We start from the raw sequence: 16,096 nt of genomic DNA, 5'->3' as shown, positions 1-16,096 counted from the left end.
ATATACTTTTCTTACTGAAAGCACTTTCACCTTAATGTTGCTAAAGCACAAAATTGAGGTGTACGGAGATCCAGTGAATACATACCTATTGTATATGTTTTGATGTATTCGAAAACGTTTTAGTTATTCCTTAAAATAATAGATGACCAATGAAGAGGAGTTATTACATGTCCCCATTTAATGAGGAAGCAAAGATCAATCGTCTATGGTACCGCCAGCCCGCTACTCGATGGGAAGAGGCACTGCCTATTGGGAACGGTCGTCTCGGCGGTATGGTGTATGGTGGTGCAGCGGAAGAGCATATTCAGTTAAACGAAGACACCCTCTGGTCAGGTTATCCACGCGACACCATTCAGTACAGCAGCCAGAGGTACTTGAAGCGCACCCGTGAACTAATCATGGCTGGACAATATAGTGAAGCTGAAGAACTGCTTAACTGTGAAATGTTGGGCCGTGATGTGGAAGCTTACCAGCCGATGGGGCACTTCATCCTGCGGCAGGAAGGACTCCTTGCGCTGAATTATGAAGAGTTTGAGCGTGAACTTGATCTGGAATCCGGTATAGCGAAAACAAGCTATGTCTACGAAGGCGTTCGTTATGTTCGTGAAGTGTACACCAGTACACCGGATGATCTGATGATATGTACGCTCACAGCTGACAGGGACGGGGCAGTTAACATCACTGCTCAATTGGATAGCCCGCATCCGTATACAACTCAGCTTTCCGAAGATGGCGTGACCATGTTCAGCCGTTGTCCGAGTCATGTGGAGTCGAACTACTTCCGGGACCATCCCGAATCGGTCATCTATGAAGAAGACCGGGGGACCTCGTATGCAGTTCGTTTAGCGGTGACGGTGACCGGAAATGAGGCGAAGATATCGACGGTGGATGGCAAGCTTCATGTTCAGGGAGCCAAGCAGGTTGTATTTTACCTGGCTGCAGCTACTGCTTTTGAGAGCTATGAGATTGTTCCCGTAAAGGATGGACCATTGCTTGAGCAAGAGTGCAGAGATGTCATCGCCAAAGCCATGACATTAGGGCATGAAAGCCTGCGTATCCGACATGAGGCTGATCACGTTTCTTTATTTTCTCGGGTCCGTCTTGATCTCGGATCTACTTCTAACGCAGAGCTGCCTACCGATGAGCGGCTTCAATCCTACCAGGGTGGAGCACAAGATCCCGGGCTCGAAGCTCTTTATTTTCAATATGGCAGATATCTATTAATGGCCAGCTCGCGTCCAGGCACACAGCCCGCCAATCTGCAGGGTATATGGAATCATCAGGTTGAGCCGCCATGGCACAGTGATTATACGATCAATATCAATACGGAAATGAATTATTGGCCAGCTGAGGTGTGTAATCTGAGCGAATGCCATGAGCCACTATTCGATTTATTGGAGGACATCAGTCACACTGGGCGCAGAACAGCACGCATATTGTACGGTGCTCGCGGGTGGACAGCCCATCACAATGTGGATATTTGGAGAACGACAACACCTACAGGCGGTGATGCCAGTTGGGCATTTTGGCCGATGGGTGGTGTCTGGCTGACTTCGCATCTGTGGGAACATTACCTCTTTACCGGAGACCAGCGTTTCCTCCAAGAGCGTGCATATCCGGTCATGAAGGAGGCAGCACTTTTCTGTCTGGATTGGCTGATTGAAGGACCGGATGGCTATCTGGTTACTGCTCCATCAACCTCACCGGAGAACAAGTTCCTGACGGGTGAAGGAGAAGCCCGGAGCATTTCGATGGCGTCCACGATGGATATGACGCTGATTCGTGAATTGTTTACCAGATGTATTGAGGCAGCGGGGACTCTTGAGGTCGATCAGGCACTGGTTGCGGAATGGGAAGACAGCCTGAGCAGATTATATCCGTTCCAGATTGGCAGTGAAGGTCAATTGCAGGAATGGTTCAAGGATTTCGCTGAATCGGAGCCAGGACATCGTCATGTTTCCCATCTGTATGGCCTGTATCCGGGGGAACAGATCAATCGGATGGATACACCGGAGCTGGTGGAAGCTTCACGTGTAACGCTTGAACGGCGCATATCGCAAGGGGGCGGGCATACCGGTTGGAGCTGTGCATGGTTAATCAATCTGTATGCGCGTCTGCTTGACGGTAGCCAGGCGCATCAGTTTGTACGTACACTGCTTGCCCGGTCCACTCACCCTAATCTATTCGATGATCATCCTCCATTCCAGATTGATGGCAACTTCGGTGGCACGGCCGGCATTGCAGAGATGCTGCTGCAGAGCCATCTGAATGAACTACATTTGCTTCCGGCTCTGCCAGATGAATGGACACATGGAAGCGTAACTGGTTTGCGTGCACGGGGAGGCTACACCCTATCCATGGAGTGGAAGGATAGACAATTGGTATCTGCAGCAATCAAGGCTGAGCGGGATGGTCCGGTAACCATTCGAAGTGCACACGCGCTGCAGGGTGAAAATGGGGAGCGGCATCAGGCTGAGCTGACACCACAAGGGGATTATGTAATTACTTTATCCATGACCGCAGGACAGACTGTCCGCGTATCATGAGGAGACGGGGGAGAAACCAATGACCATTTTTCAATTTCCGCAGGATTTTCGCTGGGGTACAGCAACAGCTTCCTATCAAATAGAAGGAGCAGCACAGGAAGGTGGACGCGGTGTATCCATTTGGGATACATTTGCCCGGACACCAGGCAAAGTTTTTAACGGGGATAATGGAGATGTAGCTTGCGATAGCTACCACCGTTATGAGGAAGATATTGAGCTGATGAAGAAGCTGGGTATCAACACATACCGATTCTCCATTGCCTGGCCACGCATTATCCCGGACGGGGATGGCGAGATCAATCGTGAAGGTCTGGACTTTTACCACCGATTCGTGGACAAGCTGCTTGAGGCAGGTATTGAACCTTTTTGCACGCTCTATCACTGGGATCTGCCTCAAGTGTTGGAGGATGACGGAGGTTGGGGAAACCGGAGAACTGTGGATGCCTTTGTTAAATATGCAGAGGTCATCTTCAAGGAATTCACGGGTAAAATCAAGTTCTGGCTGACGTTTAACGAACCATGGTGTATTGCGTTCCTGTCCAACCTGCTGGGAATCCATGCCCCGGGGAACAAAGACCTTCAGACCTCCCTTAATGTGGCTCATGGACTGCTTGTAGCTCATGGTAAAGCGGTACAGTCCTTCCGGCGCCTTGGCACAACGGGACAGATCGGTATTGCACCTAACGTATGCTGGGCTGAGCCATACAGCAAGTCACCGGAAGATCAGGCGGCATGCGACCGCTCTATTGCACTCAACACAGACTGGTTCCTGGACCCGATCTACAAAGGTTCCTATCCGCAATTCATGGTGGATTGGTTTGCCCAAGCGGGTGCCACAGTGCCAATCCAGGAAGGTGATATGGAGATCATCTCGCAACCGATTGACCTGCTGGGGATCAACTATTACACGATGGGCATTAATCGCTTCAATCCGGAGGCAGGGGTACTGCAGTCTGAAGAAGTAGATATGGGCTTGACAAAGACGGACATTGGCTGGCCGATTGAATCCCGTGGGCTGTATGAGTTCATGCATTATTTGCAAAAGTATGGCAACGTTGATGTCTATATCACCGAGAATGGTGCTTGTATCAATGATGATCTGGAGAATGGGAAAATTAATGATGATCGCCGAATTTCCTATTACGAACAGCATTTAGCCCAAATTCACCGGATCATTAACGATGGCATTAACCTGAAGGGATACATGGCATGGTCACTGATGGACAACTTTGAATGGGCAGAAGGGTACCGGATGCGTTTCGGTCTTGTTCATGTGGACTATCGTTCACTGGTAAGAACGCCGAAGGAAAGCTTTTACTGGTACCAGAATGTCATTAAAAACAACTGGCTGGAGACACGTAATTAGTGGGAGATATCCTGCACAATATTCTTTCGAAACAAGACGGTGGGTTCGGTTTATCCGAACCGCCGTTTTTTTGTGAGGATTTTCAGCGAAAGGAGACATGTTCATAAAGCGTTCAAAAGGTTAAATCCTATTGCTGTTATGAAGAGCCCGTTTTTGGGTTATACATAACAAGAGGATAAAATAAGTGTTTGTCAACAGCCTAAAACAAAATAAAGTGTCCAAATTTCGAAATAAATTTGAACATTTGTTGACTAAAAATCATACTGATGTGGTATATTGGTAAAAGGAAAGCACTTACAAAAAGGGAAAAGGAAGTGTTTACTATGGCATCGAAGACAGCAATGGTAAGCCAATTGGAGCGTAAAGATAAGAATATGCGGCGCGCAGTGTTGACGATGACAGTTTTGGCCTGGATCGCCCTCATTACTGGAGTGGTCATGTGTTTGATTAACCTGAATGAATTTAATGACCGTAATCTTGGCTTGATGGTCGGCATCGGTTTTCTGGTAGGTAGTGTGTTTATTTATGTAATCGCCAAATCAATTGGTCTTGTTCATACACGCCGGGAAGATGAAGGAGCGGATTAATTATAATCTGGCGATCCTTCGTTCATAATAAGACTGGATAAGTACCCGGAATCCAGTCAATAAAGCCCTTTGCGGATTCGTTGAGACTGTTCAACGGGACTGCAAAGGGTTTTATTTTGTGACTCGAAGTGTAATGATTACAATGGAAAAATATCAAGTGTGCAAGTGATTTGTGAGAAAAAATTCACACATTTAAGGTGTAAAATCGACAAATTTGTTAACAAGACCAAAAAAGTTGCTCATTTCTGATATCTTTAGAAGGAAGAGAGTAGTATACTGATTTTTCAGTATGAGCGAATTTAAGGAGAGGGGATCAAGATGAACAAGAAACCTAGGTCGCTTACCCGGATTATCATTCCGGTTGTCCTGACGTTGGTTACAATTGCATTGATTGTCTGGCCAATGCTGGCAGGCGGGCAGTACGTTGTTCTGGATCCGAAGGGACCTATAGGCGCTTCGCAGAGAGATTTGATTGTCATTTCGACAATTCTTTGTGCGATCGTTATCGTGCCTGTGTTGATTTTGTCTGCTGTAATCGTTTGGCGTTACCGCGACAAGCCGGACAATAAAGCTGCTTATGAGCCGAACTGGGCTCATAGTACCAAAGCTGAGGCTATCTGGTGGACGGTTCCAATTGTTATCATTGGATTGCTTGCGATCGTAACTGTTCGCTACACCTATGATTTGGAGCCTTCGAAGCCACTGGCTTCCGAGAAAGAACCCATTACCATTCAAGTATCTTCACTGGACTGGAAATGGTTGTTTATGTATCCTGAGCAAGGCATTGCAACGGTCAATACGTTGAATATTCCGGCAGACCGGCCCGTGAAATTTGAGCTTACCGCGGATTCACCGATGAACTCGTTCTGGATTCCGCAGCTTGGTGGACAAATTTATACGATGTCGGGTATGGCGATGACCTTGTATTTGCAAGCAGATCACGAAGGAACCTACTTCGGTTCTGGCGCCAACTTTACTGGCGAACATTTCGCCCAAATGCGTTTCGATGTCAACGCAACATCGGATGAAGAATTCGATCAATGGGTGGCTGAAGTAAAACAACAATCCCAACCGCTGACGCAAGAGACGTATAACACACTGGCGGAACCGGGAACTAGCAATGTTGCTTATTATTCTTCCTTCCCTGAAGGATTGTTCCAAGACATCGTGACCAAGTATGTCATTGAAGGTACAGGCGCTCATAACCATGGAACTTCGGAAGAAGCTTCAGGCGCCCAAGAAAATACGTCCACGAAAGTGGACAAGAGTTCTAACTAAAGATTCGAAAGGAGGCCCCCAATGTTAGAGAGACTTAAGGAGTTTGCATCGGAGTTTTTCGTTACCGGTGACCCGCTGATTTATGGTGCGGACGTGGCCATCGGTATTACGATGATTACCATCGTAGCGGTGCTGACTTATTTCAAAAAATGGGGCTGGCTCTGGCGTAACTGGTTAACAACCGTCGATCATAAAAAGATCGGTATTATGTATATCATTGCTTCCATCATCATGTTGTTCCGTGGTGGTGTCGATGCGCTGATGATGCGTCTTCAGCTAGCTATGCCTAACATGGATTTCTTACATCCAGAACATTATAACCAAGTCTTTACGACTCATGGTACCATCATGATCTTGTTCATGGCGATGCCATTTATGTTCGGTTTGTTTAACGTAATTGTGCCTCTACAAATAGGGGCAAGGGACGTCGCATTTCCGTTCCTGAATGCTTTAAGCTTCTGGTTATTCTTCCTGGGAGCAATGCTGTTCAACCTATCCTTCGTTATCGGTGGATCACCTGATGCAGGATGGCTGAGTTATCCGCCTCTATCGGAGCTGTCGCACAGTCCGGGGGTAGGACAGAACTTCTATATATGGGGTATACAGATCTCGGGTATCGGTTCCCTGGCTACCGGTATCAACTTCCTGGTTACCATCATTAAAATGCGTGCGCCAGGCATGAAATGGATGAAAATGCCGATGTTCACATGGTCGGTATTCTCCACTTGTATCATCATCTTGTTTGCATTCCCAATCCTGACTGTGACACTTGCATTGCTCTTCCTGGACCGATTCGGCGGGGCGCATTTCTTCACGCTTGATTTGGGTGGTAACCCAATGATGTATATCAACTTGATCTGGATGTGGGGTCACCCTGAGGTATACATTGTCGTCTTGCCGGCATTCGGTGTGTTCTCCGAGATTGTAAGTACGTTCTCGAAGAAAAAACTGTTTGGTTACAAATCAATGGTATTTGCGATGCTGATCATTAGCTTCCTGTCCTTCTTCACATGGGCGCATCACTTCTTCACGATGGGTTCGGGAGCAGACGTTAATGCATTCTTCGCTGTTACAACGATGTTGATTGCCATTCCGACAGGGGTTAAAATCTTCAACTGGCTGTTCACGATGTATCGCGGACGGATCCGCATGGCCACCCCGATGTTATGGACAATCGCATTTATTCCATGCTTTATCGTCGGTGGTATGACGGGGGTTCTGCTTTCCGTAGCACCAGCTGACTTCCAGTTCCACAACAGTTACTTCCTGATTGCCCACTTCCACCAAGTATTGATCGGTGGTGTAGTATTCGGATACTTCGCAGGTCTGTACTACTGGTGGCCAAAAATGTTCGGTTTCCAACTCGAAGAGAAACTGGGCAAATGGGCTTTCTGGACTTGGAATATTGGTTTCTATGTCTGCTTCATGCCGCAGTACGCTGTAGGTTTGATGGGTATGACACGTCGTCTGAGCACCTACGGCTGGGATACCGGCTGGTGGGAACTGAACTTCGTATCCACAATCGGGGCATTCCTGATGGGTGTAGGTTTCTTGTTCCAGGTTGCACAAATCGCAGACGGTATTCGCAAATACAAAACACTCAAAGCATCCGGCGATCCATGGGATGGTCGTACACTCGAGTGGTCGATTCCTTCACCGGCTCCTGAGTACAACTTTGCCATTACACCGCGCGGTGATGATATTGATGAGTGGTGGGAAGAGAAAGAACGTCGTGCCAAAGGCATCTACCCACCAGAGCAGCCGCTCGAACCGATTCATATGCCTAAGAACTCCGCAATTCCGTTTATCATGTCTGTCTTCTGGTTCATCGCCGGCTTCGGCTTTGTATTCGGATGGCTGTGGATGGCGATTCTCGGACTCGCTGGCGTAGGGATCTGCATGATCGCTCGTTCATTCTCATACGATACGGATTATTACATTCCGGTCGACGAAATTAAGCGTACCGAAGCGTCGTTAAGGGGGTCGGTATAATGGCTCAAGCAGCCGCTAAGCATGGTCACGATCACGGTCACGACCATGGTCACCATGATCCACAAGAATTGAAATTGCTCGGTTTCTGGTTCTTCCTGATATCCGACGTTATCCTGTTCTCCGTATTGTTCGCAACCTTTATTGTGTTGCGTGACAATACGGCGGGCGGACCAATATTGTCTGAGCTAATCAAAATGCCTGGCGTTATCGCCGAGACATTCATCTTGCTCACAAGTTCATTTACGAGCGGACTTGCCGTTCTTGCGATGAACCAAGGTAAAGTGAAGCAGTTGATTAGCTGGCTGGCAGTTACAGCCGTTCTCGGTGCAGCCTTTATCGCACTTGAAGTAACCGAGTTTGTTGAGATGATTCACGAAGGATTCAGCTACACGACGAGTGCTGCTTCCGGCGCATTCTTCACCCTCGTGGGAACTCACGGACTTCACGTATCGTTAGGTTTGATTTGGATGATCGGATTGATGTTCCAATTGAAAAAACGTGGTATTACCGATGTTACTCGCGGTAAAATCAACGTAATCAGCTTGTACTGGCACTTCTTGGACGTCGTCTGGATCTTCCTCCTGTCGATCGTTTATCTGATGGGGGTGATGTAGATGGCAGAGCATAACTCACATGATTCCCATGCTCACGAGCAGCATGGCTCCATGAAGTCCTATGTCATCGGCTTCATTCTGTCCATCGTCCTCACAATCATCCCATTGGTGGTTGTACTGAACGATATGATGGGCAGAACAGGAACAATGGTTGTTATTCTCGTAACGGCCGCACTTCAGTTTGTGGTTCAACTCTTCTTCTTCATGCATATTCGTGAAACAGGAAAACCACGCTGGAATGTCATGGCTTTGATTTTCGGCCTGCTGATCATGTTGACCATCGTTCTTGGTTCAATCTGGATCATGCTGAACAATGCCGTTGCACATTAAGATTTGAATAAAGAGGATCTCCCGGTCTGTACTGCAGACGGTGGAGATCCTCTTTTTTTGTTTTCACAAAAGTGGAAAGTCATAATATAGCTTAATTAAAATAGTTTATTTTCAAAAAAAGGTACACAAATGATACATAATGAACTAAAATGAACTTATATGAACCTTGTAATCAAATCATCTCAAACATCACTCAATTGACGAAGGGAATGGATTAATGATGGAAAATCGTTATGCTGCACACCCCAATGAAGTGAAAAATTATGATACGTCTCGCCTGCGTGAGGAATTTCTAATGGAGCAATTGTTCGCAACAGACGAGCTGGTTACTGTATATTCTCATGTGGACCGTTATATTGTAGGAACTGCGGTACCTCAGAGCAAGGACATTGCGCTTGAAGTGAACCTGAAGGACATTGGAACGGACTTTTTCCTGGAGCGTCGTGAAATCGGTATCATCAATGTTGGAGGACATGGAACGGTCACTGCAGATGGACAGGGTTACGAAATTGGTGCCAAAGAATGCCTGTATATCGGAAAAGGCGTAAAAGAAGTCGTATTTAAAAGTAATGGCAATGAGCAGCCGGCTCAGTTCTACTTTGTATCCACACCGGCACATCACGCTTATCCTACGCAAAAGGCAACCCAGGAACAAGCTCAGCCGAATCATCTGGGCAGTATTGAAAGTTCGAATGAACGGACCATTTATCGCTACATCCATCAGGGAGAGGGCGGAATTCAGAGCTGTCAGCTGGTGATGGGCATCACGGAGCTCGACAAGGGCAACATGTGGAATACGATGCCTGCACATACCCATAACCGCCGCTCCGAAGTATATTTGTATTGGAATCTTCCCGAAGACGGAGTAGTGTTCCACATGATGGGCGAGCCGAACGAGACCCGGCATCTGGTTGTACGTGACCGTCAGGCGATCATCTCTCCAAGCTGGTCCATTCACAGCGGCGTTGGCACAAGCAGTTATACCTTCTGTTGGGCCATGGCTGGTGAGAACCAAACGTTCGAGGATATGGACGGCGTAGCGATGAAAGACCTGAAATAAACGCGTAAATTCCAAAGAAACAGGAAGTTGATTGTATGAATCCATTAAAAAGACATGAGAAAATTATGGAGGCTCTGCTGGAGCGCCAGGAAGTTACCGTTAATGATCTGAGCGAACTCCTGCAGGTGACAGGCAAGACGGTTCGGGAGGATCTCGACAAGCTGGAAGCGATGGGACTGCTTGTACGTGTCCACGGAGGGGCCATGCTGGCTCAGAATGACCAGTATGGTATCCTCACGAGCCGAGGAGCCACAGAGAAGCATCATTCGGAGAAGACGGAAATCGCCGAGCGTGCGCTCGCTTATATACGTCCCAATGAAATTATTGCGCTGGACGGAGGGAGCACCACACTCGAGATGGCGAAGCGGTTGGACAATCAGCCGCTCACTGTCGTAACCAATGATCTCTTCATTATTGCTGAGCTAACCAAGAAGGAGCAGGTCCGGCTGGTCGTGCCTGGTGGGGCGAGAGTCCGTAATATGCTGGTGGGAGACGACACGGCGGCTTTTATCTCCAGTCTTAATATCCACAAAGCATTTATCTCTACCACTGCACTACATCCGGAGTTCGGACTCTCCATCTATACAGGTGATCTGGTTCCTCTGAAAAAAGCGATGATCTCCGCCTCCCAGCAGGTCTTCGGCGTGGTGGACCACTATAAATTTGGGCAATTTGCGCTGCGGACCTTCGCGCATTGTTCGGAGCTGGACTGTATTATCAGTGACAGTCATCTGGGTGAAGAGACCGCTGCACTGTATAACCAAATCGGTGTCAAAGTCGATTATCAAAGCTAAACGCACAGAAGCATTTATTTTTCTGAATCGCTAAGCATATGCAAAAGTTGGTTGGCATCACTTATAGGTTTGCATCTCATAACATGCGGAGGAATCATTCATGAATCCATTTGATCTAAGCGGACAAGTTGCGCTTGTAACCGGTACTTCCGGTGGTTTGGGACAGGGAATAGCGATTGGTCTGGCCGAAGCCGGAGCAGATGTGGTACTCGTTTCCTATTCAAAACCATCCGAGACGGCAGGTGCGATCGAAGCGCTCGGGCGCAAAGCATATATCATTGAAGCCGATTTAAGTCGTGAAGATGAATTGCCGGCAGTATTTGAGAAGGCATTAGCTTTCCAAGGTAAAATAGATATTCTCGTTAACAATGCGGGGATCATTCGACGTACACCTGCGGCTGACCACGGACAGCAGGACTGGCACGATGTCATCGGGCTTAACCTGAACACGGTATTTTTCTTGAGCCAACTGGCGGGCAGACATATGATTGAACGGGGTAGTGGCAAAATCATCAATATCGCATCCATGTTGTCCTATCAGGGCGGTATTAACGTCCCGGGTTATACAGCAAGTAAGCATGGGGTTGCGGGCTTGACCAAAGCTCTCGCCAATGAGTGGGCAGGCAAAGGTATACAAATTAACGGTATTGCACCAGGTTACATGGAGACGGATAATACCACTCAAATTCGCGCGGATGAAAACCGGTATCGGGATATCACAGCACGTATTCCGGCAGGACGGTGGGGAACTCCAGAAGATCTGAAAGGGCCGGTCGTGTTTCTTGCATCGTCTGCTTCAGATTATTTGAATGGTCATGTACTAAATGTAGATGGCGGCTGGATGGCTCGTTAATCTGCTCTGCTATCAATGATTGAAGGAGGCAGTGACATGAAACTTGGTATTCTGGCACATACGTTTGGCCAGCAGCCTACAGCCCAGCTGGCAAAGACGATCGCAGAGCATGGATTCAACTCGGTTCAGCTGGCACTTGCAAAAGCCCTATCGGATGTTGACTCGTCTAACGGCAAACTCAGTCCGGGACTGGCGAATGAAATTGGGGAGCAGTTTGCAAGCCGCGGAGTCAAGATCGCTGTTCTGGGCTGCTATATTAATCCGATCGATCCGAATGCTGAACGCAGACGGGCAGACATCGAGCGTTTCAAGGAACATCTGCGGTATGCCCGGGATTTTGGCTGCAGCATGGTTGCAACAGAAACGGGAGGATTGGACACCTACCAAGCCACCCATCCAGATGGGTATGAAGAAAAAGCATGGAGCGTGCTGCGGGAAACGCTGGAGGAAATCACGGAGGAAGCGGAAAAGTGGGGCGTACATGCGGCCATTGAGCCTGTGTCTACCCACACACTTCATACACGTGAACATATGACTCGTTTGTTTGAAGAGATCCCGTCCTCCAATCTGGGCATGTTGTTTGATCCATGCAATCTGATCAAACAGGCGCATGTTACAGACCAGGGTGCTTTCCTGCGTGATGTAATGGAGACGCTATACCAGCGAATCATTGTCATTCATGCGAAGGATGTGGCCTTCAATGCACAGGGTGAGAAGATTAATCCAGTACCCGGTGCAGGCATATTGGATTATCCGCTGTTTTTCGAACTGTTAAAAACGTATAAGCCACATATCGATATCTCACTGGAGGGTGTAACCGCCGAAGAGGCAGTTCCTGCAGCCAAGCATTTGCGTGAAGTATGGAATGGTGTGAGAGTGTAGAGATGAGCTGAAGATAAGCTCATTCTGCGATATTAAAATAGCCAGGAAACCTTTGCCCTCGCAAAGGTTTTTTGGTATAACCTTGTCGACCATACATATAAAATATTCCTTATCGGATAAATCGGAAATAACTCTTTTCAAACACGACATCTTGTGAGAGAATATGGAAAACATACGCCATCATGTGAGGACATCAGGATCTTTGAAACGTATAACCCAAGGGAGGATTCAGATTTATGTCAAACGAACGTGAGCTTTCATTTGAAACATTGGCAATTCATGCAGGCCAGGAGATTGATCCAACGACTCATGCACGTGCTGTGCCTTTGTATCAGACCACATCTTATGGTTTCAAGGACACGGAACATGCTGCCAATCTGTTTGGTTTGAAAGAGTTTGGCAACATCTATACTCGTCTAATGAACCCGACAACCGATGTGTTCGAGCAGCGGATTGCGGCATTGGAGGGAGGAGCCGGGGCACTGGCTACAGCTTCCGGGCAGGCTGCCATTACGTTTTCTCTCTTGAATATCGCAGGTGCAGGGGATGAAATTGTATCCTCGGCGAGCTTGTATGGTGGTACGTATAATTTGTTCTCAACTACATTGCCGAAGCTGGGTCTTGATGTGAAGTTCGTTGATTCCAGTGATCCCGAGAATTTCAGGGCGGCCATTACAGAGAAAACGAAAGCATTATATGCGGAAACGATCGGTAATCCTCAAGGAAACGTGCTGGACATTGAAGCGGTTGCGGCGATTGCCCATGAGCATGGTATTCCTTTGATCGTGGATAACACGTTCCCCAGCCCATACTTGCTTCGTCCGATTGAACATGGAGCGGATATTGTGGTTCACTCGGCGACGAAGTTTATTGGCGGTCATGGTACTTCCATTGGTGGCGTGATTGTCGATAGCGGAAAATTTGACTGGAAAGCGAGCGGCAAATTTCCGGGTCTGACGGAGCCGGACTCCAGTTATCACGGTGTGGTATATACCGAAGCGGTTGGACCGATTGCCTATATCATCAAAGCGCGTGTGCAGCTGCTGCGCGATTTGGGCGCGACCATCTCGCCATTTAATTCATGGCTGCTGCTGCAAGGACTGGAAACATTGCATCTGCGTGTGGAACGCCATAGCAGCAATGCACTGGCTGTTGCGGAATATCTGGAGAAGCACGAGGATGTTCTGTGGGTGAGCTACGCGGGTCTGCCGAGTCATGCCTCCTATGAACTCGCACAAAAGTATCTGCCAAGAGGGCAGGGGGCAATCCTGACATTTGGTATTAAAGGCGGTGTAGATGCAGGACGTAAGCTGATCGAAAGTGTGAAGCTGTTCTCACATCTTGCAAATGTGGGTGATTCCAAGTCACTGATCATTCACCCGGCTAGCACAACCCATCAGCAGCTGACAGAAGATGAGCAGACCGCAGCAGGTGTTAACCCTGAACTCATTCGTCTGTCTGTCGGAACGGAAAATATTCAGGATATCCTGTATGACCTGGAACAAGCCATCAAGGCGAGTCAGGGAGCAAGTGTTGGAGCGTAACCAAAGGGATTATACGAAAGCCGCTGTCCTTTAGGACAGGCGGCTTTTTTTGCGTTCCAGCAGCAGGCAATTAGGAAACTGCCCATTTACAAACGTCAAACTGAGGCCTATAATATACTCAAAGTTGTATTGGGTAAACATAATTGGATAAGTGCAAAAATGATTATCATTCTCATTCGAAAACCATGCTGCTGCGGGATTCCCGCAGCAGCATGTGTCATTTTTAGGGCATTAACAATGGCTCTCATTCTCAATACGGCGCAACTTAAATCAACGAAACAAGAAAGGATTGTGATTCACATGCAAGCGATACATCAACCTATACCCACCCAGGCACAAGCAGAACAGAACTCCGCTCAGTCACCTAACCCGAATCGTGGACGTAAACCTAATTTTCGCGCCATGCTCCGGAATAAGGAGATGCAGGCGGCTCTCGGCAGCGGGTTATTAATGCTTGTTGCATGGGGAACTTCACCCTATTTCAATGCAATATCCATCATACTGTACATCGTCTCTTATGCAATCGGAGGATGGACCAAGGCCAAGGAGGGCATAAAGACACTGGTCAAGGACCGTGATCTGGATGTCAATCTGCTCATGATTGCTGCATCACTGGGTGCTGCAGCTATTGGATACTGGAATGAAGGCGCGATGCTGATCTTCATTTTTGCGTTAAGTGGTGCGCTGGAAAGTTATGCGACGGAACGGAGTCATAAGGATATTTCATCGCTGATGGCACTTAAGCCGGAGACAGCACTGCGCATCGAGAATGGACAGATGAACCTTGTCGCCATTGATGAGCTGAAGCCTGGTGACCTGCTGCTGGTCAAACCGGGGGAGTTAATCCCGGCCGACGGTACCGTTTATCGCGGGAGTTCATTCATTAATCAGGCTTCCATTACGGGGGAATCCCTGCCGGTGGATAAAGCTGAGGGTGACGAGGTTTATGCAGGAACGCTCAATGGAGAAGGTGCTTTGTATGTAGAGGTAACGAAGTCAGCTGCAGGTTCGCTGTTTGGCAAAATTATTAAGCTGGTCGAAGAGGCACAAGCAGAAGTACCGGATTCACAGCGTTTCATTGAGCGATTCGAAGGCATTTACGCACGAGTGGTTGTGGGTGTAACTCTGATGGTTATCGCAGGAGCTCCACTGCTGCTGGGCTGGACTTGGAATGAGGCTTTTTATAAAGCGATGGTTTTTCTCGTTGTAGCTTCACCTTGTGCACTGGTTTCCTCCATCATGCCAGTCATGCTGTCTGCGATGTCCAGCAGTGCACGTCGGGGCATTCTGTTCAAGGGAGGGGCCCATGTGGAGAATATGGCTCAGACCCGGGTCGTGGCTTTTGATAAAACAGGAACATTGACCATGGGTACTCCCGAAGTCACAGATATATTAACAGCCGAGGGCATAAGTCACGCCGAACTGCTGTCTGCAGCAGCTGCAATTGAGAACATGTCCATGCACCCGCTGGCTCGTGCCATTGTAGATCAGGCAGTGCGTGAAGGTATCGTGATTCAAGAGGCCGAACGGGTACAAACGCTGACAGGTTGGGGGATTGAAGGGTACGTACACGGTGTTCTCTGGAAGATTGGAAAAACGAATGAAATGCACTTGAATACCCATCCACACTGGCACGATGAACGTGCCCGACTTGAGCGTGAAGGCAAAACGGTATCCATCGTGATGGCGGATAACCATTTTGCTGGCCTGATCGCCATGCGGGATACCGTTCGTCCACAAGCCGCAGCAGCAGTGAAGAAGCTGGAGAATATGGGCGTGAAGGTGGCCATGCTGACAGGTGACCGGGCTAAATCCGCAGCTGTGATTGCACGGGAAACAGGAGTAAGTCTCGTCTATGCCGATCTGCTTCCCGAAGATAAAGTGAAACAGGTACAGGCATTACGTCAAGAGTACGGACAGGTGCTCATGGTTGGTGATGGTGTTAATGACGCGCCTGCACTTGCAGCAGCTACTGTGGGCATGGGTATGGGAATGTCGGGGAGCGGGACAGCGCTGGAGGTTGCTGATGTGGTGCTCATGAATGATAATATTGAGGAAATTGCCTGGATAATTGAGCAGGCACGAAGAGCACAACGGACGGTGAAGCAGAATATGTTTTTTGCCATTACGGTTATTCTGGCACTGATTGCGGGGAATTTTCTGCAAGGTGTTGCATTGCCGCTGGGGGTTGTTGGGCATGAGGGCAGCACGATTCTGGTTATACTCAATGGTCTAAGACTGCTGCGCTGA

General features: G+C 48.2%; 13 protein-coding genes. All 13 read left to right on the top strand.

The features are described from left to right. Nucleotides 1-167: 167 nt before the first annotated feature. The 13 genes from AC3WQ3_RS16610 (at nt 168) to AC3WQ3_RS16550 (ending at nt 16,096) form a co-directional block, all read left to right on the top strand. Nucleotides 168-2,546 (top strand): glycoside hydrolase family 95 protein, encoded by a 2,379-nt coding sequence (locus AC3WQ3_RS16610; RefSeq protein ID WP_492472828.1) that lies wholly within the window; start codon nt 168-170, stop codon nt 2,544-2,546. Between the two features lie 19 nt (nt 2,547-2,565). Further along, on the top strand, nt 2,566-3,912 hold the full coding sequence (locus AC3WQ3_RS16605; RefSeq protein WP_127539814.1) for a GH1 family beta-glucosidase: 1,347 nt from the start codon (nt 2,566-2,568) through the stop codon (nt 3,910-3,912). A 323-nt stretch (nt 3,913-4,235) separates the two neighbouring features. Then, nucleotides 4,236-4,499: a hypothetical protein gene (locus AC3WQ3_RS16600; RefSeq protein ID WP_095292381.1), complete on the top strand. Its 264-nt coding sequence runs from the start codon at nt 4,236-4,238 to the stop codon at nt 4,497-4,499. A gap of 318 nt (nt 4,500-4,817) precedes the next feature. After that, nucleotides 4,818-5,777 (top strand): ubiquinol oxidase subunit II, encoded by a 960-nt coding sequence (gene cyoA, locus AC3WQ3_RS16595; protein ID WP_336783946.1) that lies wholly within the window; start codon nt 4,818-4,820, stop codon nt 5,775-5,777. Between the two features lie 21 nt (nt 5,778-5,798). Further along, nucleotides 5,799-7,769, top strand: a complete 1,971-nt coding sequence (locus tag AC3WQ3_RS16590) for a cbb3-type cytochrome c oxidase subunit I (protein ID WP_095292384.1) — start codon at nt 5,799-5,801, stop codon at nt 7,767-7,769. Further along, nucleotides 7,769-8,383 carry a cytochrome o ubiquinol oxidase subunit III gene (gene cyoC, locus AC3WQ3_RS16585; RefSeq protein WP_095292385.1) on the top strand — a complete coding sequence of 205 codons (615 nt, stop codon included), beginning with the start codon at nt 7,769-7,771 and terminating at the stop codon, nt 8,381-8,383. Before AC3WQ3_RS16590 ends, cyoC begins: the two co-directional genes overlap by 1 nt. Beyond that, nucleotides 8,384-8,713: a cytochrome o ubiquinol oxidase subunit IV gene (cyoD, locus tag AC3WQ3_RS16580; RefSeq protein ID WP_095292387.1), complete on the top strand. Its 330-nt coding sequence runs from the start codon at nt 8,384-8,386 to the stop codon at nt 8,711-8,713. It begins immediately after the preceding gene. 220 nt (nt 8,714-8,933) lie between these two features. Continuing rightward, nucleotides 8,934-9,773: a 5-dehydro-4-deoxy-D-glucuronate isomerase gene (gene kduI, locus AC3WQ3_RS16575; RefSeq protein ID WP_095361811.1), complete on the top strand. Its 840-nt coding sequence runs from the start codon at nt 8,934-8,936 to the stop codon at nt 9,771-9,773. A 35-nt stretch (nt 9,774-9,808) separates the two neighbouring features. Next, nucleotides 9,809-10,567 carry a DeoR/GlpR family DNA-binding transcription regulator gene (locus tag AC3WQ3_RS16570; protein ID WP_127539819.1) on the top strand — a complete coding sequence of 253 codons (759 nt, stop codon included), beginning with the start codon at nt 9,809-9,811 and terminating at the stop codon, nt 10,565-10,567. 100 nt (nt 10,568-10,667) lie between these two features. After that, nucleotides 10,668-11,420 carry a 2-dehydro-3-deoxy-D-gluconate 5-dehydrogenase KduD gene (kduD, locus tag AC3WQ3_RS16565; protein ID WP_492472827.1) on the top strand — a complete coding sequence of 251 codons (753 nt, stop codon included), beginning with the start codon at nt 10,668-10,670 and terminating at the stop codon, nt 11,418-11,420. A gap of 36 nt (nt 11,421-11,456) precedes the next feature. Next, a complete protein-coding gene (locus AC3WQ3_RS16560) occupies nt 11,457-12,302 on the top strand; it encodes a sugar phosphate isomerase/epimerase family protein (protein WP_492472826.1) in 846 nt (281 codons plus the stop codon). A gap of 236 nt (nt 12,303-12,538) precedes the next feature. Next, nucleotides 12,539-13,846 (top strand): homocysteine synthase, encoded by a 1,308-nt coding sequence (locus AC3WQ3_RS16555; protein WP_239304911.1) that lies wholly within the window; start codon nt 12,539-12,541, stop codon nt 13,844-13,846. A gap of 300 nt (nt 13,847-14,146) precedes the next feature. Beyond that, nucleotides 14,147-16,096, top strand: coding sequence for a heavy metal translocating P-type ATPase (locus AC3WQ3_RS16550; protein WP_492472825.1), 1,950 nt, complete (start codon nt 14,147-14,149; stop codon nt 16,094-16,096).

It is taken from the genome of Paenibacillus sp. FW104-T2, assembly GCF_058789975.1.
Note: the sequence above shows the minus strand (reverse complement) of the source record. Positions and strands in the feature narration are given on the sequence as shown.